Raw genomic sequence first — 21,707 nt, 5'->3', positions numbered from 1 at the left:
CCTTTTAACATGTAAGAGGCGGTACCGACCCCCGAAAGTTAGAGTAGAAAAATCTAATTTTTGGGGGTGTTTTTATGGCCAAATATAATGAAGAATTTAAAATAAAATTGGTCGCTGAGTATTTGTATGGGAACCTTGGATATATATCGTTGGCAAAAAAATATAATATGTCTAGCCCTAGTCCAATAAAAAATTGGGTAAGCTCCTATAAATCACAGGGAATGGGTGGATTGAAACGAAGAAAGACGAAGGAGGAGTATTCTGTTCGATTTCATTTGAACAACCATTCCTTAATTGTACGCTGGATGAAAGCATTGCGTGAACAAGGAATAGAAGGCCTGAAACCAAGATCAAAGGGGCGACCTTCTATGTCTAAAAAACCGAATAAACAGAAGAAAAAGGAAGAAAAGAAGTTAACACGCGAAGAAGAATTAGAACGTGAGAATGAATTATTGCGACTAGAAAATGCATACCTAAAAAAGTTGAGAGCTTTTCGGGAGGATCCGAATGCCTTCTACGAAAAGCACAAGCAAAGGTGGCATTCGAACTCAAAGAAGAAGGATTCCGATTAAAAGATATACTTTGTGTTGTAGGTATTCCTGAAGCAACCTACCATTATCACGTAAAGCATTTTGGCAGAGAAGACACGGATACAGCAATAAAAGAACGCATTACATTCCTGTTTAAAAAGTTTCATGAACGCTATGATTATAAACGTATCACGAAAGAATTAAAGAAATTAGGGCATGAAATTAATCATAAAAAAGTGTATCGCATTATGCGAGAATTAGGTTTAAAATGTGTGAAATTTATGCGGAAATCCCGCAAATATAATTCCTATAAGGGAAAGGTTGGTAAAGTGACGAAAAATCGAATATCCCGCTGTTTTGACACACCTATTCCTCTTCAAAAACTAGTAACAGATATTACAGAATTCAAATGTCTTGGAGAAGAGAAATTATATTTAAATCCGATTCTTGACCTTTACAACGGAGAAATTATTGCGTATGAAATCAAGAAGTGACCAACGTTAGATCTTGTCATGGAACCTTTAAAAGAAACGATGGAGATCCTAAAGAATCGGGCAACCTGCCGTACCACGCTTCATTCCGATCAAGGCTGGCATTATCAACACAACCAATGGGTGAAGACTTTAAAAGAAAATAAAGTATTCCAAAGCATGTCACGCAAAGCAACCTGTGCAGATAACGCTTCGATGGAGAATTTCTTCGGTATTTTAAAGCAAGAAATGTACCATGGAGAAGAATTGGTAAGTTATGAAGAATTAAAAAACAGATTGAAGAATATATCTACTGGTATAATCATGAACGAGCAAAAGAGAAATTGGCTGGGCTGAGTCCAGTCGAATACCGAACTCAATCCAGCCAATCAGCTGCATAACACAACTCTAACTTTTAGGGGTAACCACCGGCTCGGCTGTTTTTGTTTATTTTTAATTTCCGCTCCTGTTCTCGCCAAACTCTGTAACTTTTCTCCATAATTGCTATAATGAACAAGTAAGATGCTTAAAAGGGAGAGGAACAAAGCAATGAAATACGATGTAATATTTTTTGATTTGGATGATACATTATTTGACTTTGGCAAATCAGAGAAAGGGGCTTTACAAAAAACATTTGAAGCCTTTGGATTGCCGAATGGACTTATAGACTATCGGAGCAGCTACCGGGAAATCAGCAATGTGCTCTGGGGCGAATTGGAGCAAGGAAAGCTGTCGATAACAAAATTAGGGACAGAACGCTTTAGAAGATTATTTGAAAAGCATGGTCTTTCTTTGGATGGAACAGCATTTAACCATGCTTACCTTGAAAATTTAAGCAAAGAAATATACCTGGTGGATGGTGCTGACATCTTATTTGATTCGCTTCCTGAACAGCGTTCCGCGATTATCACGAACGGGTTTAAGCATGTGCAATTACCTAAGATTGGAAACTCACCGCTTCATAACACGTTTGAAGCGGTAATTATTTCAGAGGAAACAGGTTTTCAAAAACCGGATTATCGCATATTTGATTATGCTTTTTCCAAGCTTGGACTTACCGATAAAGCAAACGCATTAATGGTCGGAGATTCCTTAACCTCTGATATGCAGGGCGGTATAAACTATGGAATTGATACATGCTGGTTTAATCCCGACCATAAGGGAAACTTGACAGGAATGGAGCCTACATATGAAATCAATCATTTAACAGAGCTTATTCCGATTGCTAAATGATGGATAGCCAAAGAAGGAAGGTTCCGTATGAAACCTTCCTTCTTTGCTGTTTTTTTCTATTCAATCGGAGCTAGATTTGCTTCAATTTCAGCACGCTTTTCTTCTAAGAATGGCGGTAAATCAAGTTTTTCCCCCAAATGCTCCACATCCCCATCAACAGTGAATCCTGGACCATCTGTCGCGATTTCAAATAAAATACCATTGGATTCGCGGAAATATAAGCTTTTAAAGTAGAAACGGTCCACGATGCCCGATGAACGGAATCCGCGTTCCTTGACTTGTTCTTCCCAATATTGAAGCTCTTCATGGCTTTTTACACGAATCGCTACATGATGAACGCTGCCGCGACCTGGTCTTTCCGTAGGACCGTCTAAATATTTCACAACGATTTCTCCAAAAGCCTGGCCCGGAACAGATTGAAAAATAGCTTCCCGCTCGCTGCGGCTGACCTCTGTATAACCAAACATATCTGTCAATGTGGACGCCAGCTTATCCAGTCTTTTTACGGTTATCTCCACGGATCCCATACCTTGGATTTGATGTTCAGCAGGTACTTCTGATTTTTCCCAGGTTTCCCAATGGTCTGCTTTTTCTCCATTGGCAACAAGCAATACCATCTGCAGTCCTTCCGGGTCTTCGAATTTCATTGCAGTTCGATTGGCATAGGTTGTTATCCCGCCGTGTAAAACATTGTACGTATCAAAGCGTTCTTCCCAATAACGCAGACTCTCTTCCGATGGAACTAAGAGACCAATCCGAGTAATAGCATTCGTCCCCCGATGTGTGTGTCCAACCATCGGGATTTCGAAAAAGGTTAACTCCGTGCCTGGACTGCCTGTTTTATCCCCATAAAATAAGTGATACATGGAAGGATCATCTTGGTTCACTGTCATTTTCACACGACGTAAACCTAATACATCACGATAAAAACGATTATTTTCATTTGCATTTTTTGTAACCATCGAAATATGATGGTGTCCTGGAATGGTATACATAACCAATTCCTCCTTTATCAGTTTACTAGTCAAGTTATAATAAAAAAATAATAGACGTATTATTTTTTTAATTTGCTTTCTGTATGCTTTTGCAGCTTCGACATCAGCGTATATAATGTTCGCTGTTCTTCTTCTGTTAAACAGTCATCCACTACAGATGTTTGAAAAGCCAGCTGATTTTCAAAAACTTCCTCTATCTTGGTTTCTCCCTTTGACGTCAAACTTATCCATTTTGTTTTCCAATCCTGCTTACGCTGAATGTATCCTTCCTGCTCCAGCCGGGCAAGCATACGTGAAATGCCTCCCTCTGACACGGTCACTCGGGCAGCAAGCTCACTCTGCGTAAGAGGTTGATAAGACCAGACTTGGTTTAATACATCAAATTGGGCAACGGTAATATCAAATTGCTTTAGAAAGTCATTGGACAGCTGATTGCTCTGATGCATGAAGCGGACAATCCGAAGCCAAATCAAGGAACCAAGGGTATTCTTTTTCATTCGCCTCATATCCTTTCTATATCTTCATTTTACTACTCAAGTGATAATAATGCAACAAAAATATATTTAATTAAAGATATTTTTTCGTATTAAAAGAAGGCTACCCTTGATATGGATAACCTTCCTTTCATGTACATTAAGCATGAATCCGTTTATTCAACGAAACCATTTCCAATAAACCTAACGCTGCTTCTCCACCCTTATTCCCTGCTTTTGTACCAGCTCTCTCCAATGCCTGCTCAATCGTTTCTGTTGTCAGCACACCAAACATTACTGGAATTTCTGCGTTCAATCCGATTTGCGCGATGCCTTTGGCTGCTTCATTACTGACAAGTTCATAATGTGTGGTTGCGCCGCGAATAACTGCTCCCAGTGTAATAATTCCATCGTACTTTTTTGTCTTTTCCACCTGCTTTGTCACATATGGAAGCTCAAAAGCACCCGGCACCCAGAAAATATCGATATCTTCTTCGCTTACCCCATGCCTTTTCAAAATATCCTTGGCACCTTCCAATAATTTAGATGTAATCAACTCATTAAACCTGGAAACCGTGATAGCTACTTTTAATTGCTCTCCTTGAAACATTCCTTCATATACAGTCATAATCATTCTCCTTCTACAGATAATAAATGGTGAAATTTATCTTTTTTTATTTTTAAATAGTGTTTATTTTCATGATAAACAGTTGTTTCTAATGGCACCCTTTGAGCCACCTCAATACCGTATTGCTGTAATTCCTTTACTTTATCCGGATTATTCGTCAGCAAACGGATTTTTGATATCCCTTCCTTTTTCAAGAGCCATGCGGCGATATCATAATGGCGCTCATCCGGAAGAAAGCCGAGAGAAACATTCGCTTCATAGGTGTCTGCACCCTGCTCCTGTAATTCATATGTCTTTAATTTATTGAGCAGTCCAATTCCTCTTCCTTCCTGCCTTAGGTATAGAATGGCACCGCGCCCTGCATCGGCAATCATTTGCATGGCTCTTTCCAGCTGTTCCCCGCAATCACAGCGATGGGAACCGAAAATATCTCCGGTTAAGCACTCTGAATGCACTCTGACTAAGATCGGCTCCTCAGTGTCCTTGATTTCTCCCATCGATAAGACGAGCTGATCTTTGCCTTCTTTGTCCTGATAAAGGGACAAGTCAAAGTCTCCATGCTTGGTCGGAAGCTTCACTTTAGCATTTGCCTGGATATTGGAATAAGCCAAATAAGTTGCAAGCTCTTCGATGGTTACCAGCGGCATACCCCACTCTGCCGCAAGCTGTTTTAAATCCTGCAGCCGGGCCATCTCTCCGTCTTCCTTTAAAATCTCGCAAATATAGGCTGCTTCGCTGTCTCCTGCCAGTTTTGCTAAATCGACCGCAGCCTCTGTATGTCCCCTGCGTTCCAGTACTCCGCCGTTCTTTGCTATTAACGGAAAAATATGACCTGGTCTGTTGAAATCAGCCGCTTGGCTACTTCTATTTGCCAATTCCTGAATTGTCTTTGCCCGTTCAAATGCAGATATCCCTGTGGTTGTTTCTTTATGGTCCACGCTGATAGTAAATGCTGTTTGATACTCGTCTGTATTTTCACTGGTCATTTCCCATAAATTTAAGTTCTTGGCAATGTTTTCGGAAACTGGCGCACAAATCAATCCCCGGGCATGCTTTGTCATAAAATTGATTGTTTCCGCAGTTGCTTTGCTGGAAAGCCCAACTAAATCACCCTCTGATTCCCGCTCCTCATCATCCGCAACAATAATCAGCCGTCCTTGTTTCAATGCAGTAACTGCAGCTTCGATATGGTTTATCATCTTTATTTCCCCTCTATTCTCCAGCGTATTTACTTAACATTTGATTCTTTCCTGTGCCTATCATGGCTTTGATATATTTTCCGAGTATGTCCGTCTCTACATTCACGAATTCACCTTGTTTTAACTGTCCCAGATTGGTGTGATTCATTGAATAAGGAATGAGTGAAATACTAAATGATCCTGGTGTGACAGCTGACACGGTCAAGCTTGTCCCATTAACCGCAACCGAACCTTGGGCCACGATTTCTCCTTGTATTTCCGGTGGATAATAGAACGTGAGAACAATGGAATTCTCCTTTTTTACTTTTTTAATCAATCGTGTGGTGATATCTGCATGACCTGAAACAATATGCCCCTCTAAGCGTCCATTCGCAGGCATCGCCCGTTCCAGATTCACCGCCGCATGTACATGCACATCAGAGAATGTTGTTTTATGAAATGTTTCCGGCATAATGTCTACGGTAAAATCTGAATCGGTCACTTCGATGGCAGTTAAGCACACTCCATTGATTGCCATACTGTCTCCAATTTGATAATCCTGTAGAAGTTCGCTGGAGGCCGTGCATGTCAATTCAATATGCCGGCTTGCTTTTCTGATTTTCTTGACTGTCCCTACTTCCTGAATCAACCCTGTAAACATCCTTCTTCCCCCTCCTACTTACGATTCGTATATCTTCACCAACGGCTTCCACACTCTGTAAAGCTAAAGGCATTACTGACGAAACCTTTCTATCACTGTAAAAAGCGGGCACTCCATTGCCGCCAATCAGCTTAGGCGAGATGTACGTAATCACTTCTTCAAATTTATTTTCTGCCAGGAATGCATCATGAATTTTGCTTCCGCCTTCCACATAAACCGATTGAATCCCCTCTTTCTGCAGGTAATCAACTACTTTTGGGATGGTCCAGTACTGGTCTGGTATTAACCGGACATGCTCCGGCGTATTCGCGATGGAATCGTTTTTTGTAAACACCCAGACTGGAACAGCTTCTTGATAAATCTGGTACTTTTCAAAATCCAGTGCTTGTCCTCTCCGGTCTAAAATAATGCGAACTGGCGGAAAATCAGTGATTACATTTGGTAATAGCTTGGGATCATCCGCTAAAATGGTTCGGCTCCCTGTCAAAATAGCCTGGTAATATTGCCGCTCTTCACGTACTTTTTTATAGGTTTCCTCTCCAGTGAGATACGTCCGCTGAGACGGATCAATAGAGAGCTTCCCATCCAGGCTGACAGCTTGCTTTAATACAATATACGGCCGCTTTCTCCTATGAAAATAGTTATAATGCTTGTTTAACGCTTCCGCCTTTTCCTGCAATATACCGGAAACGACTTGTATCCCTTGTGATTCTAAATAAGCTTTTCCTTTGCCTGCTACCACAGGGTTGGGGTCAAGCTGTGCAATCACAACCTTGGAAATACCGCTGTCTATAATCATTTGGGTACAAGGGGGCTGTTTTCCGGTATGATTACAGGGCTCCAGCGTCACATATATCGTTGCATCAATCATCTCTTCGGGCGATTCACATTGGTCGACAGCCATTTTTTCTGCATGCTTGTCACCGTATTTCGAATGATAGCCGGTCGCTAAAATGACACCGTCTTTCACGATTACTGCACCGACTAATGGATTAGTATATGTCTTTCCTCTTCCTAAACCAGCAAGCTCTATGGCTTGCTCCATGTACCGTTCGTCCATGCGTTCCCTCCTTTCTTAAACACGAAAAAGCCCCGTGAAAAAATCACGGGGCGTCCTTAAATAAACTATGTCCAATACACCTGAACAGTTTTTATGTACGCAAAAAAGAGTACACTACACCCATTCATGTGTTGACTTACTTTTCTTCTCCCATCCAGACTATTACTGTCGGCTCTAGAATCTCACTAGATCCACCGCTAAACGCGGGTCACGGACTTCAAACTCGATATGTTTGTCACCGCCGGTCGGGAATTACACCCTGCCCCGAAGAATAATATTAAATTTTGTTATTAGCTTTTGTTACCTTTAATGCTCTCACATAGCTTGTTATATGACTTATCACTATATTAATTAAATTTCCAATATCCTGTTATATCCTTAAAAACCTACCAAAATCCTACCAAGAATCTTAATTCAAATTCTGACATGTTAAAAATGATAATATCAGTTAAAAGTGTAAAATGCAAGACATTATTTTTATCACGAGTTAATGTTCATTGAAAACAAAGACGATTCTTTATTATTGTTTATTTCACTCTTTAAATTTCCAAAAAATAATCAATAAACCATCCTAATTCACCACCTATACTAAGCCCTCACACCGGTTACCCTCCCCATATAAGCCCTATCCCGCCTAAGAACACGGCACACCAAAAGTAAAATTAAAAAGCAATATAATACGAGATAAAGCAGTCATTTCAAGTTCTATTCCAGAGATACTTATGTAACATTGACATACGCTAAAGAGAATATGACATGTTTTTCATAGTATTATGACGGGTATAGTGAAGTTCAATATTTTTTATTTCATTTCCACTTGGAAAACCTCTTAAAATTTTATGAAAAGGAGTTTATCTATGTCCTTACAGATTGTCGGTTTTGCTGTTATTATACTAGCCGCTCTGCTCGTAATCGGGAAGCTTATCCGATTGAAAATCCCCATCCTTCAAAAACTCTTCTTACCTACGTCTTTGATAGGTGGTTTCTTAGCACTCTTATTGGGGCCGGAAGTATTAGGCCGGCTAACTACAGATGGTTTTCTTGATGCTGGCTTCTTTACTAAAGATATGGTAGAAGTTTGGGCGGGTTTACCTGAGCTATTGATTAATATTGTTTTTGCATGTTTATTTATTGGATTTATCTTACCAAAGCCTAGAAAGATGTGGAGGGTTGGCGGACCGCAAATAGCCTTAGGCTACACAATATCCTGGGCTCAATACGTAGTAGGTATATTACTAACGCTTACCGTATTAACCCCCTTTTTTGGACTTAGTCCTGCAGCAGGAGCACTGATTGAAATTAGCTTTGTTGGCGGCCATGGCACTGCTGCCGGCTTACAAAGTACATTTGAAGAACTCGGATTCTCTGAAGGTTATGACCTTGCTATTGGTTTAGCAACGGTAGGAATACTGTCCGGCGTAGTAATTGGTATGATTATGGTGAATTGGGCTGCACGAAAAGGGAAATCGCAGACGTTACGTCATCCCGATGAAATTTCTTTTGAACAACGAACGGGCATTATCAATAAAGAACACCGTAAATCGGCAGGTACGAAAACTACCTCTCCGCTATCAATTGAACCATTTGCATTTCACTTAGGTCTAATTGGTATTTCTATATTCATTGGTTATGTACTATTAGAAGCGTTTGTTTGGTTAGAAGATGCAACGTATGGAAGCGCACTGGATATTTATTTATTTGAATATGTTCCTTTGTTTCCATTTGCAATGATTGGCGGGATAATTGTCCAAATCTTTCTATCCCGCTTTGATTATCATGAACTAGTTGATCGGGATACGATTAACACAATACAAGGAGTAGCACTGGATTTTCTAATCATTAATGCCATGGCTTCACTAAGCTTGCAAGTAATTGGAGCTAATATCATTCCATTTATTTTACTTTCCATTGTCGGTATAGCTCTTAATATCTTCCTCTTCCTATATCTCGGACCTAAGATGATTCCGAGTTACTGGTTTGAACGAGGAATTGGAGATTTTGGTCAAAGTACCGGAGTTGCAGCGACAGGAATAATGCTTATGCGTATTGTGGATCCAGAGAATAAATCGCCTGCACTCAATGCGTTTGGTTATAAACAAATATTATTTGAACCAATGGTTGGTGGCGGCCTTGTAACTGCTGCTTCCGTACCATTTATCATCCAATTTGGAGCAATTCCTGTATTAATAGCAGTGATTTTATTAACCACTGCATTTTGGTTATTAGGTACCCTATACTTTGGAAAAAGGAAAGAATTCGATTAGCATATGAGCAACAGCATGAGTACTATTTCATGTTGTTGCTTTTTAACTCTGAAGCACCAGAAAATAATACCCCTAACGAGAATAACCAAGATACTGCAACATTTGCTGAATCTGGGGCTTCTTTTAATAATCCATCAATAGACAAAGCGTCAGGCTGATAGGCCGTAGTCATTGTACTTGAAGTACCAGCTCCTGCAATTATTTCACCAGTTGCAATAACTTTTATCGTTGACTTGTTTCTAATGTTATTTCTTCTACATCTTCTTTAACCAATAATTATTTTGCAAAAAAAGAGATAATTTCAAATAAGGATGTATGATTGACAATCTGATTAAAGTGATTTAGGGTATAGAACGGTGGAATTATACTTCCGTTGCTGGAGTATGATTCCACTTTTTATTTTTCTGCGTTTCTGTTGCCTATTTCATGATAATAAAAGAACATGTCGGGGCTTTTTCGCATTTCCCCTCGTAAAAAAAGTATATACTCATTAAATAGAAATTGGGATTCGGAGGAAGAATAAATGGATAGAATAATTAACAAACTGGAGGAAAAGAAGTAATGCAAGCTTCAAATAAAAAGAAGAACTCTTTAGATTTACCTACATTTCTGATAAGTGGCGGTGCGCTTATCCTATTTGTCATAGCCGCGCTGGTTAACGCAGACTTTGTTGCAAATATGGTGGACACTTTATTTGGCTGGTCAGCTACTTATTTTGGAATCATTTATCAGATCGTTATACTGGGAACGTTTTTTATAGCTTTAATATTAGCCTTTTCGAAATATGGAAAAATCCGTTTGGGGAATATTGATAAACCGGAAATGAGTACATTTAAATGGATTTCTATAATTATGTGTACTTTATTAGCTGGAGGCGGTGTGTTTTGGGCAGCCGCAGAACCTTTGAGTCATTTTCTGGAGGTTCCTCCTCATTTTTCAGGAATTGAAAATGCATCACCGGAGGCCGTTGTACCTGCGCTTGCAATGAGCTTTGTTGATTGGGGATTCCTCTCATGGGCGATTTTAGGGACACTTGGCACGATTGTGTTGATGTATTCCCATTATCATAAAGGAATGCCATTAAAGCCAAGATCCCTTCTCTATCCAATCTTTGGAGAAAAAGTTATTTATAAAAGTGCATTTGGAACCATTGTCGATTCCTTTGCAATTATTTCTGTTGCAGCTGGAACGATTGGTCCGATTGGATTTTTAGGATTGCAGGCGGGCTACGGATTGAGCGCCATTACAAACATTCCGGACACACTCGCCGTTCATATTACCATTATTATTTTACTCGTTGTCGCCGCAGCTATTTCTGCTGTATCCGGCCTTCATCGGGGAATTCAACTTTTAAGCAGCTTTAATGTTATTTTGGCGGTAGCATTAATTATTGGCGTATTGATACTTGGCCCAGGATATTTTATTTTCAATCATTATCTTGAAGCGTTCGGGCTCTATGTGAACGAACTTATTCCATTCAGCACTTATCGCGGTGATGAGGGATGGCTCAACTTATGGACTGTATTTTTCTTTGCATGGTTTATCGGCTACGGTCCAATGATGGCTGTTTTTTCTGCCCGCATTTCGCGTGGACGGACCATTCGCGAGCTTATTGTAGCTGTTGCAATTATAGCTCCTGTCGTTTCGACTATCTGGTTTGCTGTTATCGGCGGCACTGGAATTTTCCAGGAATTAGAACTTCCAGGATCGATATCGACCGCCTTGAATGAATCCGGGCAACCTGCTGCCATGATGGCGATTACGGAACAATTACCGCTAGGTACCATTTTCAGTTTCTTGTTTCTATTAGCCACAATCATCTTTGTATTAACAACAACAGATTCTATGTCACTAACAATATCCATGGCTATCTCCGGTAACGGGCATCCGCCAAGATGGTTAAGAGCCTTCTTTGCGATGGTTATGGGCTTAGTAGCTATTGTCCTTGTATCCGTTGGTGAAAACAGTGTCAATTCATTACAGTCGTTTATCGTTGTTACTGCTGTCCCAGTTGTGTTCTTATTGCTGACTACCTTCTGGACAGCTCCGAAAGCATGTAAAGACTTGTATGAGAATCATAAAAAAGAGACGTTATCATAATCCTTCCTTCATTTCTTGAAGTGGAGGTCTTATAGCCAGCTATACTGTGCTGAATCATATCGGAACCAGCCTTTCTCTAATTTTGAAGGAAGGCTGGTTTTTATATAGGCTAAACATACATTATTAGACAATCCATTATAACATAATATTCCCAATATTATGTTATAATGGATTTCGGATGCAGGACCAACTGGTGCAACAAAAGAAATCACACCGCTGCCGTACCCTCTATTTAATTTTCATACAGATAATATTGATCAGGCTTATCAGCATATTAAAAAATTACAATATGAGATCGTATCGGAAATCGTAGAATTTGTTGATTTTGCTTATTTTAATATAAGCGACCCTGATGGCAATATAATTATGATATGAACTGGATAAGCAGCAGCCGCTTTGTAATTATCAAGCTTGATGCTTTGTTATCCTCACACCTAAATCCTCCAATAACGCAAAATATGGTGGAAATGTTTTAGAAACACAGCCGGGATCGTTTAACTCGATTCCTTCTGCTCTTGCTCCGATCAAGGCCAATGCCATCGCAACCCGGTGATCATCATAGGTGTTTAATAAGGCTGGTTTCGGCTTGCCAGGATAAACTTTTAACCCGTCGTTAAATTCTTCTGTTATGATCCCCAGCTGGGTTAATGCTTTACAGATAACACTTATCCGGTCAGATTCGTGATGGCGGATATGTGCAACACCTTTAATCGTTATTGGACCATCTGCGAAAGGCGCGATTGCCGCTAAAGTCAATGCCTGATCAGACATCTCTTTCATGGATATCTCAAAATCGCCTTTTAGTTTCATTGTGCCCTCTAATTCAATAAAATCAGCGCCCTTCGTAACCCGACAGCCCATTTGTTCAAAGACCTCCAGCATCTGAATATCCGGCTGTTTGGTTTTCTCTGTCAAACCATTTATCCGTATCCTTCCGTTTGTCACCGCCGCCAGCGCCAAAAAGTAGCAGGCCGCAGAGGCATCTGGCTCCAGTTGGATATCTTTCGCTTTGTACCCTTGAGGATTTATAACGATTTGCTGGAGCGCATGATCATCTTGTACATCTGCACCATACTCCTTCATTAAATCCAGGGTTAAATAAACATGGGCATGCTGCACAATTTCGTCCTTGATGGTTACTGTCGTGGTTTCATTGAAACACGGTGCAGCAATCAATATCCCGCTGATAAATTGACTGGATATTGCACCTGAAAGGCTGACTTCTCCACCTTTCATTTCAGTTCCTTTAATCCGCAATGGATAATAATCTTTCGCAGCTAAATAATCGATTTCAGCACCAAGCTCTTTTAAAGCGTCAATAAGCGGTGCAACCGGTCTTTTACGCATGCTTTGACTCGCCTCCAGCTCCCACTCTCCTTCATGACACGCAGCCAAGACTCCTGGCAGAAATCTTGCAATGGTTCCAGCTGAACCTATATATAAATCAGCAGAATTCCACCAACCTCTGTTTCCATTGACATACGCTGTATTACCCTGAAGCTTGATATTCACTCCTAATTTTTTTAATGCCTCGATACACCAATAGGAATCATCACTTTTTAAGATGCCGCTTATTTGGGATTTACCGTCTGCTAAAGCGCTCATGATAAGCGCTCTGTTTGTCAGACTTTTACTTCCTGGAATAGTAATAGAATCCTCTATTCTATGCTTCCCAGGCGAAACAGTTATCCTTTCAATCCCTTGCAAAGAGGTCCAGGGACTTCTGGCTTTGCTGTCAAACATAAGATTTTCCTCCATCTTTATCTCCCCTTCTAACCGATGCTGTTTGTTCTTCATTATAATTTGGATTATGATATAAATGAAATTGTTATTTTTAATAAGAGCTATAGGTGGTGTCTATATCATAAATACAGACTTATATCGTGTATTTTACATAACAGCTATTGAAAAGAACTTTAGTAAAGCCGCACATCGTCTTTTTATTACGCAGCCAAGTGTGAGTCATTCCATTAAACAGCTGGAGAACGAACTGGGTATGCAGCTATTCACCAGAACATCAAAGGGAGTTCTGCTGACAAAGGAAGGGGACGTGTTATTTGATTATCTCAAACAAGCGTTTGATTTAATTCATCATGCAGAACAAAAAATGACAGAAATGAAAAATCTACAAAACGGGTCTGTTACCGTTGGAGGGAGTGATTCCACATGCAAGCATTATCTTCTTCCCTATATACAAACCTTTCAAGAGTTATATCCCGACATCCAAATCAGGTTACAGCATGGCTCGACACCACAGATTCTAGAAAAACTGGAAAATGGACTGATTGATATTGGCATTGTTCATCTGCCAGTGCATCAAAATAATATTTCTATAACGGAGTTTTTAAGTCTTCACACTACATTTGTTGCCGGGAAGAAGTTTCAGCACTTATCGAAAGAAAGACTTTCTCTGTCAGCAATCCAAGAATATCCGCTTATTTCTTTTTCCGAAGCAAGCAGCTCCAGGAAATTTCTAAATCAGCTTTTTCTTACACGAGAATTGGAAGTGCAGTCTGATATAGAAGTTGGCAGCGTGGAATTATTAATCGAATGTGCAAAAATTGGTATGGGTATTGCGTTTGTTGCGAAAGAGCTTGTATCAAAGGAGTTAGCTGGTAAGGAACTATTTGAAGTGAGCATCGATGAAGATATTGAAAAAAGACAAATTGGATTGGCCACGAAGAAAAATGCTTCCTTGTCTTTGGCAGCTGACACTTTTTTAAATCATTTGTTAAGCTGACTGAATTTTATGGAATATGGAACACGAATAAGAAAAGGGCATCAGCAGCTCTCCGCCGTATCCTATGCCCTCCCATCCTGCTCAGGCCGCAAAAATAACGACTTATCGATAACTGGTGAGATGTCTATTTGCGGGTATTCGCGCTGTATAAGCTGGTAAACCTCCTGCACAATTTTTTCTAATTCCTTTAGAGAATCTGTGGGATTATCCAAGAAAACAGACGCTAGACGGCTGTATATATTTTCAGGGACAATTGTCATTAATTCCAATGTCTGCCTTTGCCATTTAAAAGCAGGATGATGGACATACTGTTTATTTAAGCCAGACAGCATGCCCATGAGGTGTGTTTGAACATCTGTCATTACTTTATATAGCATCAGCCAGTCTTTCCGATGTAGCAATGCAGCTCGGTTTGTCCAGCTATTACTTAAAAACATATATTCTTTTATCATGGCGATACTCAATTCATCCGGATAGGAATGTACCTTTTCCTTCAAATCCTGTATAAGCGACTTCCCGCTTAACGCAGCACCATCATATACAGCCGCTGCAATACATTGTTTATATACATCGGGGTTAAAAAACACAATGACATCCTCTATGATCTCTGCAATCGTTTGTGTTAGAAAATTACTTATTTCTAATTTTATTCCCTCTGTAATAAAGCTTTCTGACCATTCCTCTTCTTCATAAGGGTGAAAATCAATGATATTTCCTGCCAGCTTTGTAATTGGCTTTTTTCTATCCTCCTCTGTCGGCGACTCTTTCCAGAAAATAAACAGTTCAATATCGGAATAGGAATCATGCCAGTTTCTGGATACTGAACCGCCTAATAAAACAGCTTCTACTTTGGGATTAGCTTGATACATTTTTGAAGCTTTGGATGCTAATTTATTTAAGTCCATGATACCGTGCACCTCCTTACGCCACTTAAAAGTACTCTATTCATCACTTTTTTAATTATTCTCCGTCTATGAATTTCCCCATTAGCATAGATTGTTCGTACTTTCCGCATCATTTTTGATGATATGTTTAAACCCCGCTTCATCAATATAGGCTTCTCCTTTTTCCCTATCCATATATTCTGTTTCTCCATCTATTGGCAGTCTGATATTCGAAAATCTTTTGGCATCTTTTTCTTTAGCAGTTCTTATCAGATATTCAGCGCTGCGGGCATGAATTTTTTCTGGTTAGCTATCATAATCTCTTTTCATCTTTTCTCCTTATAGCTGGTCTCCATTAAAACACACAATACGGGTTGTTTCCTCTGGATATCCTGCTCTGACAGCAGAAATGATTTCATCTTTCCTTTTTTCCGCCTCTTTCTCTTCCAAGCAGAGCACAACATCCTCTACATCATGCGGACCAATCCGCCAATGTCCAAGCACTGCTCCTTTCCATTCGCCATCAATTAAAAGATACTGAAGAACTTCACTTCCTTTAAACCGGTCTTTCAGTTCATCCAAATCTGCTCTGACTAAATAATCTGATTTACCCAGCATAAATACAGATTGTGGCATCTCGTTATCCGTTAAATCTAAATCCTTCTTCTGAACGAACCCTTCCCCAAGTCCATCCACTTCTAACTTTACAATCGCTTCTCTTTCCATTAACACGGTTAAAGCGCCTTGGATTGTTTTCAGCTTTAATTGGGTCCAGCCTTTAATTTGATCTAAGGTGGCAAATACCATTACATCAAAAAAACGTAACAGCATCTGGGCTGCTGCTGAAGTACTATCTAGCTCCCATTCTATCTCCGGCCACTCTGTTTTAAAATCGAACCAGCCTGTATTCCAATCCGTATCTATTTGTAACTCATAAACTAAAAAAGCTTCCTGCAATCTTTTTAAGGCAGCAGTAATTTCTCGTGCTTTAAAAGGCAGTTCCTCTTTCAGCTGATTCTTTGATATACCGCCAGATTGTTGAATCATGGATAAAATCTCTTTTTGGAGCCCCGTCATTTTGGGGATAGGTTTTCGGAAAATAGTGCTATAAAGACTCAAATCATCTTCTAGTACGTATCCGATACGCCCGCCTTGAAAACGACCTTTTACTAACTGATGTTTTTTACGTATGCTTTCTGACAAAAAGGCATCATTAAAAGCTATCCTATGCACCAGCTGTGGCGGTTCGCCTGGACGGCTATTAAAAACCGGCGCTACAGGCTGTAATTTCTGAAATAGCTGTTTATAGGCTTTGATATCTTGCCTATCTTCAAGCGGCTTTGTTAATCTTTGCCTTTGTAAGCGTCCGCAAATAATTGTTTTCTTATTCAAATCAGATGCACCCCCACCTATTTCTTCTCTATTAAACATAAAGGTCAAACATATTAATATCGTAACCAAGCTGCTTTAAATAGTTAAAGAATTGCCCCCGATGATGAAATAGGTGAGAAACTTCTTCCACGAGCCAATGCGCCTGTGTTTCCCCTTTTTCCAGGTAAAAGGGTTTCGTCTTTTTCGTTAAAAAATCGTCAACTGACAAGGAAAGCATATAATTTTTGTACAATTGTAAGCCTTGATTCATCGCTTCAATCAGTTCCTCAGAAGATTCCAGCTTCTCATATTTTGATTCTAACTGTTTAATGGTCTCCTGATCCTTTTCCTGCCAAAGATTCAAGTCTACTTCTGGTATCGATACGATGTGTTGCGCCAACTCCCTGAGGCTGCGCATATTTTCTGCCGGCCGGTAATTCCAATCCTTCTCCTCCACCTTTTTTAACAATCCTTCCATAGACTGGATACCAAGATCCAACTCTGCTAATAACTCGTCTCTTAAAATAGCTGCAGCATTCATTACGCTCATCCTTTCATTGTTTTTTCTACCCTATCATGGAATCATGACAAATCCTGTCATCATTGATAAAAATAGTTGAAAAATTAATGGTATCTCTCCAGCAAATCTTTTAACTTTCTTTTCATAAGGGCTATTGCTTCTTCTGGTTCTATAATTTGCGCTTCCCTGCCAAAATTCCAGACCAGATCAACAAAGTATGTCAGCTCGGTCTTTGGTATGTTCATTTTCACCCAGCCAGCTCCATCCTGCCGCTTCTGAACATGCCTTTCTAAATCCATTTCTGACATCGCCCGCCGTACTCCTTCTCGTGTTAACTCCACTGTAAACGGAATCGGGTCAGAAACCTCAGATTCTGATAGCTCAATCCAGTCCATCACGGATGAATAAGGCAATTCCTGCCCTTTTTCATTAGTAAGCTCCGCTTTTTTTATTCGATCTGCACGAAATAAACGAATATCCTCACGCAGAAAACAATAGGCCGGACAATACCAGAAACCATTATGACTGTACAAGCCGATGGGCTGAATCATTCTCTCTTTTATTTCCTTTTGACTGTCATATTGAATCGTAAGCATAGATTGATCTACCGCTGCATTTAATAATATATCCAGTTCATTTGCGGTCTGTACACGACTTGGATTCCAAAAAAACAATCCGGTCCTTCATCGTATCGATACGCATTCTCGCATCATTTGGCAGGTAGCTATATAATTTCTTTAAAACATAGCCTGTTTCTGTTTCAAATGGTAAAGCCCCGATAAATTGCAAAGATTGAAAAGCAAAATAAAGGGCAATGGCTTCTGACTCTTTTAATAAAACTGGAGGAAGCATCCGCTCGTTCAATACATAATAGCCGCCATCCGCGCCAACTTCTGAATAAAGCGGCACCCCCAGCTCACTTAATTCATCCAAATCTCTGAGAATCGTCCGGTAGGAAACATTAAATTCCTCTGCCAGCTCTCTCGCTGTGAATTTGCGTTTTGCATTTACTGTCATCATTAGCTCAATTAAACGTTTGGTTTTCGACATGGCATTTCCTCCATTCGCATGCAAGGCAGGGGCTAGGTATATGAGTTACATGAGAACACTTTCAAATTTCCTTTTGTCTTTATTGCACTGTTAACTTCATATTCTCTTTATTTTATCACGGAAAACCGTCCGTAAAACTCCCATTGAGTGAAGTTTCGTTTTATATTCAGATATTTCTATAAAATAATTTGTGCAGCATTTCATTCAGTCTGATTATGCTATACAATATAGACAGATAAAAAAGGGCGTGGTACATATGATAGAGTTCGAAGACAGATTAATAGCGATTCTCCAGCAAGACAGCTATATCCTATCGATTTTACAAACAGTAGACAGATTACAACTGAATGATTGTTGGGTTGCTGCGGGATTAATCAGAAGTAAAGTTTGGGATATCTTATATGATTATCATACAAAAATAAATGATATTGATGTTATTTATTTTGACCAAACGGATCTTTCCGAAGTTACAGAGAAAAAACTAGAAGCGAAATTAGAAAAATGGATGCCTGGACAGCCATGGTCTGTGAAAAATCAAGCGAGGATGCATTTAAAGAATAACAACCTCCCTTATACCTCTTCCTTTGATGGTGTTTCTCACTTTCCTGAGACACCCACTGCCGTTGCTGCGCAGATGTCTCACCATGAAATTAAAATAATGGCTCCTCATGGTTTACAAGATTTATTTCAAGGCATTGTCAAACCAACGCCGGATTATGTAAAAGGTACAAGGCTCCATTCTATTTATAGAGAACGGATGCATAATAAAAAATGGGATTCAGTCTGGAAAAATTTAATTATAGAATATTAATGCGATACATGAAAACTTATCCTTATCTTATTAATAAAAAACAGAACATTACATATTATTTACATTCTATTCATCCTCAGTTAAAGTCTGCCACCTACAATGAAGTTAGATTCAATTTCGAAGGAGGATAATGGTATGTTAAAAAAGCTTGGAGTGACAGCGTTAAGTGCCGGAATTATTTTTTCAGGAGTAAGTACCACAGCAGCGAGCGCAGACGGAAACAGCCAATTGAATAATAGCGGAGAAAATGGAGAGAAGGCGGAAAATATCATTTATATGATACCCGATGGTTTTAACGCTGACTACGCAACCAATTATCGGCATTATAAAGGGGAGCCTGCCGTATGGGATAACCATTTGCAAGGAATGTATACTACATATTCCGCTGATTCCAATATTACCGACTCCGCTGCAGCAGGTACAGCTATGGCAACAGGTGTCAAAACGAATAATGGCGTTATTGGGTTGGACCCTGAAGGTAACCCGCAGCAGACGATTTTAGAAGCATCACAGAACAAAGATATGTCTACGGGACTAGTTGCTACTTCCACGATTACACATGCCACTCCAGCGGCATTTGGTGCTCATGTGGATGACCGGAACAAGGAAACTGAGATTGCCAGACAATTAATAGATAATGAGATTGATGTCTTACTTGGTGGCGGAAAAAATAATTTCCTTCCAGAATCAGCAGGCGGAAATCAAGAAGAAACGAACGTGCTTCAGCAAGCAGAAGAGCAAGGATATCAGCTTATTGAAAATCGCAATCAATTATTGGAAGCAGATATTGATTTAGAAAATGAGAATTTACTGGGACTATTCGCAGATGATGCCATGTCACCGGAATTGCATCGTGATACGGAGGAAGAGCCTAGTCTTGCAGAAATGACGCAAACTGCCATTGATACCCTAAACAAAGATGAAGACGGCTTTTTTCTGATGGTAGAAGGAAGCCAGATTGACTGGGCAGGTCATGACAATGATGCAGCATGGGCAATGACAGATGTAGGCGCTTTTGAAGAAGCAGTTCAAGAAGCAATGGATTTCGCTGAAAAGGATGGCAATACACTGGTTGTTGTTGGAGGAGATCATGAAACAGGCGGCATGACCGCAGGGGCTAACGGTTCAGGAACAGCAAATCCAGAGTTGCTTCATAGTGTAACGGCAACTGGTGAGAATATTGCTGCAGATCTAAATGAGGATCGCTCCAACACGAAAGAAGTGGTTGGTAACTATACGGATATGGAATTATCAGAAGAAGAAATTCAATCCATTCAAGAAGCAGAAGACCCTAAGATGGCTATTAACGCAGTCATCAGTGCAAAGGCCAATGTCGGATGGACAAGTACCAATCACACAGGGGTGGATATTCCCGTCTACGCATATGGACCAGGAGCTGATCAATTTTCAGGATCACTCGATAATACAGATTTACCAAAAATCATCGCTGATGCGGCAGAAATGGAACTAGGCGGAGAAATCAGCCAAAATCATTCTGAAGAAGAAGCCTATACGGTTAAACCTGGAGACACCTTATTTGAAATTGGCCTAAAATATAATTATTTATGGACAACATTGCAGGAAATCAATCAATTTCCAAATCCGCATTTGATTTATCCAGGCGACGAAGTGTATTTTAAATAAGTGTCTAGACAAAATTTAGATGCAGCTTATTAGACTTCTTTGAAAATCCCTGTGAATACGAGTTTATTACGTACTCGGTGATTCACAGGGATTTTTGAATACCTTAAATAAATGAATTTTTAATTTTACTCAGACAAAATCTCAACAGTAAATCCGCCCGGAGCCTCCACATAAAACGTATATCCATGAGATTCAATGGGTGAATCTACTTCATAACCATCCTCTTTCAACAGTTTATTTATTTGATTTACTTTCTCTCTGCTTTCTTGCGGGAATCCAATATGAAAGGTTTTCGGATATTGAACACCTTTTCCTTTCATCAGCGTCAAAACGAATTGATTATCGTCAAACATAGCTGCAAAACCTTTGCCACGACTATTCACACATGTCATTTCAAGGTATTTCTCCAGAAATTCCCGCGAAGCTTCCACGTCGTTTACTGTTAGGTTTAGATGTTTTAATTGCATACGATCCCCTCCTTACAATGAATAAAATTTCCAGCATTGAAATAATAGCTGTTTGACAAATATACCTGAAGCAAGCGTACAACCTTAAACAGAGCGATATTTTTTCACAGAGAAAAAATAACAAATTCCGCCTATCATCCAAAACGGCTCCCAAAAAACCAATCTCCAAAAAGTTGCATGGGCTTCTAAATCCATATCCAACATAGCAAATGCACTCATTGAAATCGTGATAAAATTTAAGAATCCATACATAAATAAGAATACGCCTACAAGCTTTGCTAGGTAATAAAGCGCCTTGGCGATAACCGCATTTTTCCATGAAACGAGCAGCAGCAATAGCAATAATGCGCCTAATAATTTCACAAAGCCCGTCAGCCATACAATGCGAACAAAGGAAGGTTCCGGATCAAGCGACATTTCGTAGATTGCTCCGCCCAGAGATCTGACACCAAGCATTCCGCCCATCGCCCAATAAAAGCTCATACCGGCAAAAAGAACCGTCCAAATAATGCCTAAAATAAGCCATCCTCGATTGACCAGCAAATAAATGCTCCTCTCTGCTCTGTTATTCTTTGTACAAATAAAAAAGAATCAAGAATTGTCGGTTTACATCCATTCCTGATTCTCC

At 39.8% G+C, this 21,707-nt stretch carries 23 protein-coding genes, 1 pseudogene and 1 riboswitch; of the genes and pseudogenes, 10 read left to right on the top strand and 14 right to left on the bottom strand.

Going from position 1 to position 21,707, the window contains the following annotated elements:
* The first annotated feature begins 74 nt into the window (after nucleotides 1–74).
* The 4 genes and pseudogenes from MKY45_RS02180 (at nucleotide 75) to MKY45_RS02165 (ending at nucleotide 2,233) form a co-directional block, all read left to right on the top strand.
* Nucleotides 75–572 (top strand): transposase, encoded by a 498-nt coding sequence (locus MKY45_RS02180; RefSeq protein WP_341172422.1) that lies wholly within the window; start codon nucleotides 75–77, stop codon nucleotides 570–572.
* Nucleotides 536–1,024, top strand: coding sequence for an IS3 family transposase (locus tag MKY45_RS02175; RefSeq protein ID WP_341172421.1), 489 nt, complete (start codon nucleotides 536–538; stop codon nucleotides 1,022–1,024). Before MKY45_RS02180 ends, MKY45_RS02175 begins: the two co-directional genes overlap by 37 nt.
* Before the next feature lie 18 nt (nucleotides 1,025–1,042).
* Nucleotides 1,043–1,401: pseudogene (locus MKY45_RS02170) on the top strand (transposase).
* Nucleotides 1,402–1,549: 148 nt separating this feature from the next.
* The gene (locus MKY45_RS02165; RefSeq protein ID WP_042531264.1) at nucleotides 1,550–2,233 is read left to right on the top strand and encodes a YjjG family noncanonical pyrimidine nucleotidase; all 684 of its coding nucleotides are present in this window, start codon (nucleotides 1,550–1,552) and stop codon (nucleotides 2,231–2,233) included.
* A gap of 56 nt (nucleotides 2,234–2,289) precedes the next feature.
* Here MKY45_RS02165 and MKY45_RS02160 read toward each other — a convergent pair whose 3' ends face one another.
* The 6 genes from MKY45_RS02160 to ribD all read right to left on the bottom strand — a co-directional run bounded on the left by MKY45_RS02160 (nucleotide 2,290) and on the right by ribD (nucleotide 7,228).
* Entirely contained in the window at nucleotides 2,290–3,228 is a 939-nt protein-coding gene (locus MKY45_RS02160; RefSeq protein WP_042531262.1) for a ring-cleaving dioxygenase, read from the bottom strand.
* A gap of 59 nt (nucleotides 3,229–3,287) precedes the next feature.
* Nucleotides 3,288–3,725, bottom strand: a complete 438-nt coding sequence (locus tag MKY45_RS02155; RefSeq protein WP_042531260.1) for a MarR family winged helix-turn-helix transcriptional regulator — start codon at nucleotides 3,723–3,725, stop codon at nucleotides 3,288–3,290.
* Between the two features lie 136 nt (nucleotides 3,726–3,861).
* Nucleotides 3,862–4,329 carry a 6,7-dimethyl-8-ribityllumazine synthase gene (gene ribH, locus MKY45_RS02150; protein WP_256705566.1) on the bottom strand — a complete coding sequence of 156 codons (468 nt, stop codon included), beginning with the start codon at nucleotides 4,327–4,329 and terminating at the stop codon, nucleotides 3,862–3,864.
* A gap of 2 nt (nucleotides 4,330–4,331) precedes the next feature.
* Nucleotides 4,332–5,528, bottom strand: a complete 1,197-nt coding sequence (locus MKY45_RS02145) for a bifunctional 3,4-dihydroxy-2-butanone-4-phosphate synthase/GTP cyclohydrolase II (RefSeq protein WP_042531256.1) — start codon at nucleotides 5,526–5,528, stop codon at nucleotides 4,332–4,334.
* Nucleotides 5,529–5,541: 13 nt separating this feature from the next.
* Nucleotides 5,542–6,168 carry a riboflavin synthase gene (locus tag MKY45_RS02140; RefSeq protein WP_212928578.1) on the bottom strand — a complete coding sequence of 209 codons (627 nt, stop codon included), beginning with the start codon at nucleotides 6,166–6,168 and terminating at the stop codon, nucleotides 5,542–5,544.
* Nucleotides 6,101–7,228: a bifunctional diaminohydroxyphosphoribosylaminopyrimidine deaminase/5-amino-6-(5-phosphoribosylamino)uracil reductase RibD gene (ribD, locus tag MKY45_RS02135; protein WP_341172420.1), complete on the bottom strand. Its 1,128-nt coding sequence runs from the start codon at nucleotides 7,226–7,228 to the stop codon at nucleotides 6,101–6,103. Before ribD ends, MKY45_RS02140 begins: the two co-directional genes overlap by 68 nt.
* Nucleotides 7,229–7,366: 138 nt before the next feature.
* Nucleotides 7,367–7,504, bottom strand: a riboswitch (FMN riboswitch).
* 581 nt (nucleotides 7,505–8,085) lie between these two features.
* Here ribD and MKY45_RS02130 point away from each other — a divergent pair.
* The 3 genes from MKY45_RS02130 (at nucleotide 8,086) to MKY45_RS23220 (ending at nucleotide 11,967) form a co-directional block, all read left to right on the top strand.
* Nucleotides 8,086–9,492: a sodium/glutamate symporter gene (locus MKY45_RS02130; protein ID WP_341172419.1), complete on the top strand. Its 1,407-nt coding sequence runs from the start codon at nucleotides 8,086–8,088 to the stop codon at nucleotides 9,490–9,492.
* Nucleotides 9,493–10,053: 561 nt separating this feature from the next.
* Entirely contained in the window at nucleotides 10,054–11,592 is a 1,539-nt protein-coding gene (locus MKY45_RS02125; protein WP_042531247.1) for a BCCT family transporter, read from the top strand.
* 171 nt (nucleotides 11,593–11,763) lie between these two features.
* Entirely contained in the window at nucleotides 11,764–11,967 is a 204-nt protein-coding gene (locus MKY45_RS23220) for a VOC family protein (protein ID WP_354005211.1), read from the top strand.
* Nucleotides 11,968–11,997: 30 nt separating this feature from the next.
* Here the strand turns inward: MKY45_RS23220 and aroA are convergent, their stop codons facing one another.
* Nucleotides 11,998–13,350: a 3-phosphoshikimate 1-carboxyvinyltransferase gene (gene aroA, locus MKY45_RS02120; RefSeq protein ID WP_341172418.1), complete on the bottom strand. Its 1,353-nt coding sequence runs from the start codon at nucleotides 13,348–13,350 to the stop codon at nucleotides 11,998–12,000.
* A 61-nt stretch (nucleotides 13,351–13,411) separates the two neighbouring features.
* On the opposite strand from aroA, the gene MKY45_RS02115 reads away from it, so the two are divergent.
* Nucleotides 13,412–14,332, top strand: a complete 921-nt coding sequence (locus MKY45_RS02115; protein WP_332094569.1) for a LysR family transcriptional regulator — start codon at nucleotides 13,412–13,414, stop codon at nucleotides 14,330–14,332.
* A 62-nt stretch (nucleotides 14,333–14,394) separates the two neighbouring features.
* On the opposite strand, the gene MKY45_RS02110 is transcribed toward MKY45_RS02115, so the two are convergent.
* The 5 genes from MKY45_RS02110 to MKY45_RS02085 form a co-directional block, all read right to left on the bottom strand.
* Nucleotides 14,395–15,237 (bottom strand): DUF4037 domain-containing protein, encoded by an 843-nt coding sequence (locus MKY45_RS02110; protein ID WP_193062550.1) that lies wholly within the window; start codon nucleotides 15,235–15,237, stop codon nucleotides 14,395–14,397.
* Nucleotides 15,238–15,555: 318 nt separating this feature from the next.
* Nucleotides 15,556–16,608, bottom strand: a complete 1,053-nt coding sequence (locus MKY45_RS02100) for a hypothetical protein (protein WP_341172417.1) — start codon at nucleotides 16,606–16,608, stop codon at nucleotides 15,556–15,558.
* Between the two features lie 31 nt (nucleotides 16,609–16,639).
* Nucleotides 16,640–17,128: a DinB family protein gene (locus tag MKY45_RS02095; RefSeq protein WP_256705560.1), complete on the bottom strand. Its 489-nt coding sequence runs from the start codon at nucleotides 17,126–17,128 to the stop codon at nucleotides 16,640–16,642.
* Nucleotides 17,129–17,211: 83 nt separating this feature from the next.
* Nucleotides 17,212–17,781: a WYL domain-containing protein gene (locus MKY45_RS02090; protein ID WP_341172416.1), complete on the bottom strand. Its 570-nt coding sequence runs from the start codon at nucleotides 17,779–17,781 to the stop codon at nucleotides 17,212–17,214.
* Complete coding sequence (locus MKY45_RS02085; protein WP_341172415.1) at nucleotides 17,741–18,157, bottom strand: helix-turn-helix transcriptional regulator; 417 nt, start codon at nucleotides 18,155–18,157, stop codon at nucleotides 17,741–17,743. Before MKY45_RS02085 ends, MKY45_RS02090 begins: the two co-directional genes overlap by 41 nt.
* Nucleotides 18,158–18,413: 256 nt before the next feature.
* Here MKY45_RS02085 and MKY45_RS02080 point away from each other — a divergent pair, with 256 nt between their 5' ends.
* Both MKY45_RS02080 and MKY45_RS02075 read left to right on the top strand, forming a co-directional pair.
* Entirely contained in the window at nucleotides 18,414–18,968 is a 555-nt protein-coding gene (locus MKY45_RS02080; RefSeq protein ID WP_341172414.1) for a nucleotidyltransferase family protein, read from the top strand.
* A gap of 135 nt (nucleotides 18,969–19,103) precedes the next feature.
* Nucleotides 19,104–20,612, top strand: coding sequence for an alkaline phosphatase (locus MKY45_RS02075; RefSeq protein WP_256705558.1), 1,509 nt, complete (start codon nucleotides 19,104–19,106; stop codon nucleotides 20,610–20,612).
* A 125-nt stretch (nucleotides 20,613–20,737) separates the two neighbouring features.
* Here MKY45_RS02075 and MKY45_RS02070 read toward each other — a convergent pair whose 3' ends face one another.
* Both MKY45_RS02070 and MKY45_RS02065 read right to left on the bottom strand, forming a co-directional pair.
* Nucleotides 20,738–21,079 (bottom strand): VOC family protein, encoded by a 342-nt coding sequence (locus MKY45_RS02070; RefSeq protein WP_193062539.1) that lies wholly within the window; start codon nucleotides 21,077–21,079, stop codon nucleotides 20,738–20,740.
* Nucleotides 21,080–21,163: 84 nt separating this feature from the next.
* Nucleotides 21,164–21,622, bottom strand: a complete 459-nt coding sequence (locus tag MKY45_RS02065; protein WP_341172413.1) for a DUF3995 domain-containing protein — start codon at nucleotides 21,620–21,622, stop codon at nucleotides 21,164–21,166.
* Nucleotides 21,623–21,707: the final 85 nt, after the last annotated feature.

This window comes from Oceanobacillus sp. FSL K6-0251 (genome assembly GCF_038004725.1).
GTDB classification, from domain to species: Bacteria; Bacillota; Bacilli; order Bacillales; family Amphibacillaceae; genus Oceanobacillus; species Oceanobacillus oncorhynchi.
Note: the sequence above shows the minus strand (reverse complement) of the source record. Positions and strands in the feature narration are given on the sequence as shown.

Coding starts and splice junctions, on each gene's coding strand:
- MKY45_RS02165 (WP_042531264.1), top strand. CDS start 1,550: ATGAAATACGATGTAATATTTTTTGATTTGGATGATACATTATTTGAC.
- MKY45_RS02140 (WP_212928578.1), bottom strand. CDS start 6,168: ATGTTTACAGGGTTGATTCAGGAAGTAGGGACAGTCAAGAAAATCAGA.
- MKY45_RS02115 (WP_332094569.1), top strand. CDS start 13,412: ATGAAATTGTTATTTTTAATAAGAGCTATAGGTGGTGTCTATATCATA.
- MKY45_RS02125 (WP_042531247.1), top strand. CDS start 10,054: ATGCAAGCTTCAAATAAAAAGAAGAACTCTTTAGATTTACCTACATTT.
- MKY45_RS02145 (WP_042531256.1), bottom strand. CDS start 5,528: ATGATAAACCATATCGAAGCTGCAGTTACTGCATTGAAACAAGGACGG.
- MKY45_RS02160 (WP_042531262.1), bottom strand. CDS start 3,228: ATGTATACCATTCCAGGACACCATCATATTTCGATGGTTACAAAAAAT.
- MKY45_RS02110 (WP_193062550.1), bottom strand. CDS start 15,237: ATGGACTTAAATAAATTAGCATCCAAAGCTTCAAAAATGTATCAAGCT.
- MKY45_RS02095 (WP_256705560.1), bottom strand. CDS start 17,128: ATGAATGCTGCAGCTATTTTAAGAGACGAGTTATTAGCAGAGTTGGAT.
- MKY45_RS02155 (WP_042531260.1), bottom strand. CDS start 3,725: ATGAAAAAGAATACCCTTGGTTCCTTGATTTGGCTTCGGATTGTCCGC.
- MKY45_RS02130 (WP_341172419.1), top strand. CDS start 8,086: ATGTCCTTACAGATTGTCGGTTTTGCTGTTATTATACTAGCCGCTCTG.
- MKY45_RS02085 (WP_341172415.1), bottom strand. CDS start 18,157: ATGTCGAAAACCAAACGTTTAATTGAGCTAATGATGACAGTAAATGCA.
- ribH (WP_256705566.1), bottom strand. CDS start 4,329: ATGACTGTATATGAAGGAATGTTTCAAGGAGAGCAATTAAAAGTAGCT.
- ribD (WP_341172420.1), bottom strand. CDS start 7,228: ATGGACGAACGGTACATGGAGCAAGCCATAGAGCTTGCTGGTTTAGGA.
- aroA (WP_341172418.1), bottom strand. CDS start 13,350: ATGGAGGAAAATCTTATGTTTGACAGCAAAGCCAGAAGTCCCTGGACC.
- MKY45_RS02180 (WP_341172422.1), top strand. CDS start 75: ATGGCCAAATATAATGAAGAATTTAAAATAAAATTGGTCGCTGAGTAT.
- MKY45_RS02070 (WP_193062539.1), bottom strand. CDS start 21,079: ATGCAATTAAAACATCTAAACCTAACAGTAAACGACGTGGAAGCTTCG.
- MKY45_RS02075 (WP_256705558.1), top strand. CDS start 19,104: ATGTTAAAAAAGCTTGGAGTGACAGCGTTAAGTGCCGGAATTATTTTT.
- MKY45_RS02080 (WP_341172414.1), top strand. CDS start 18,414: ATGATAGAGTTCGAAGACAGATTAATAGCGATTCTCCAGCAAGACAGC.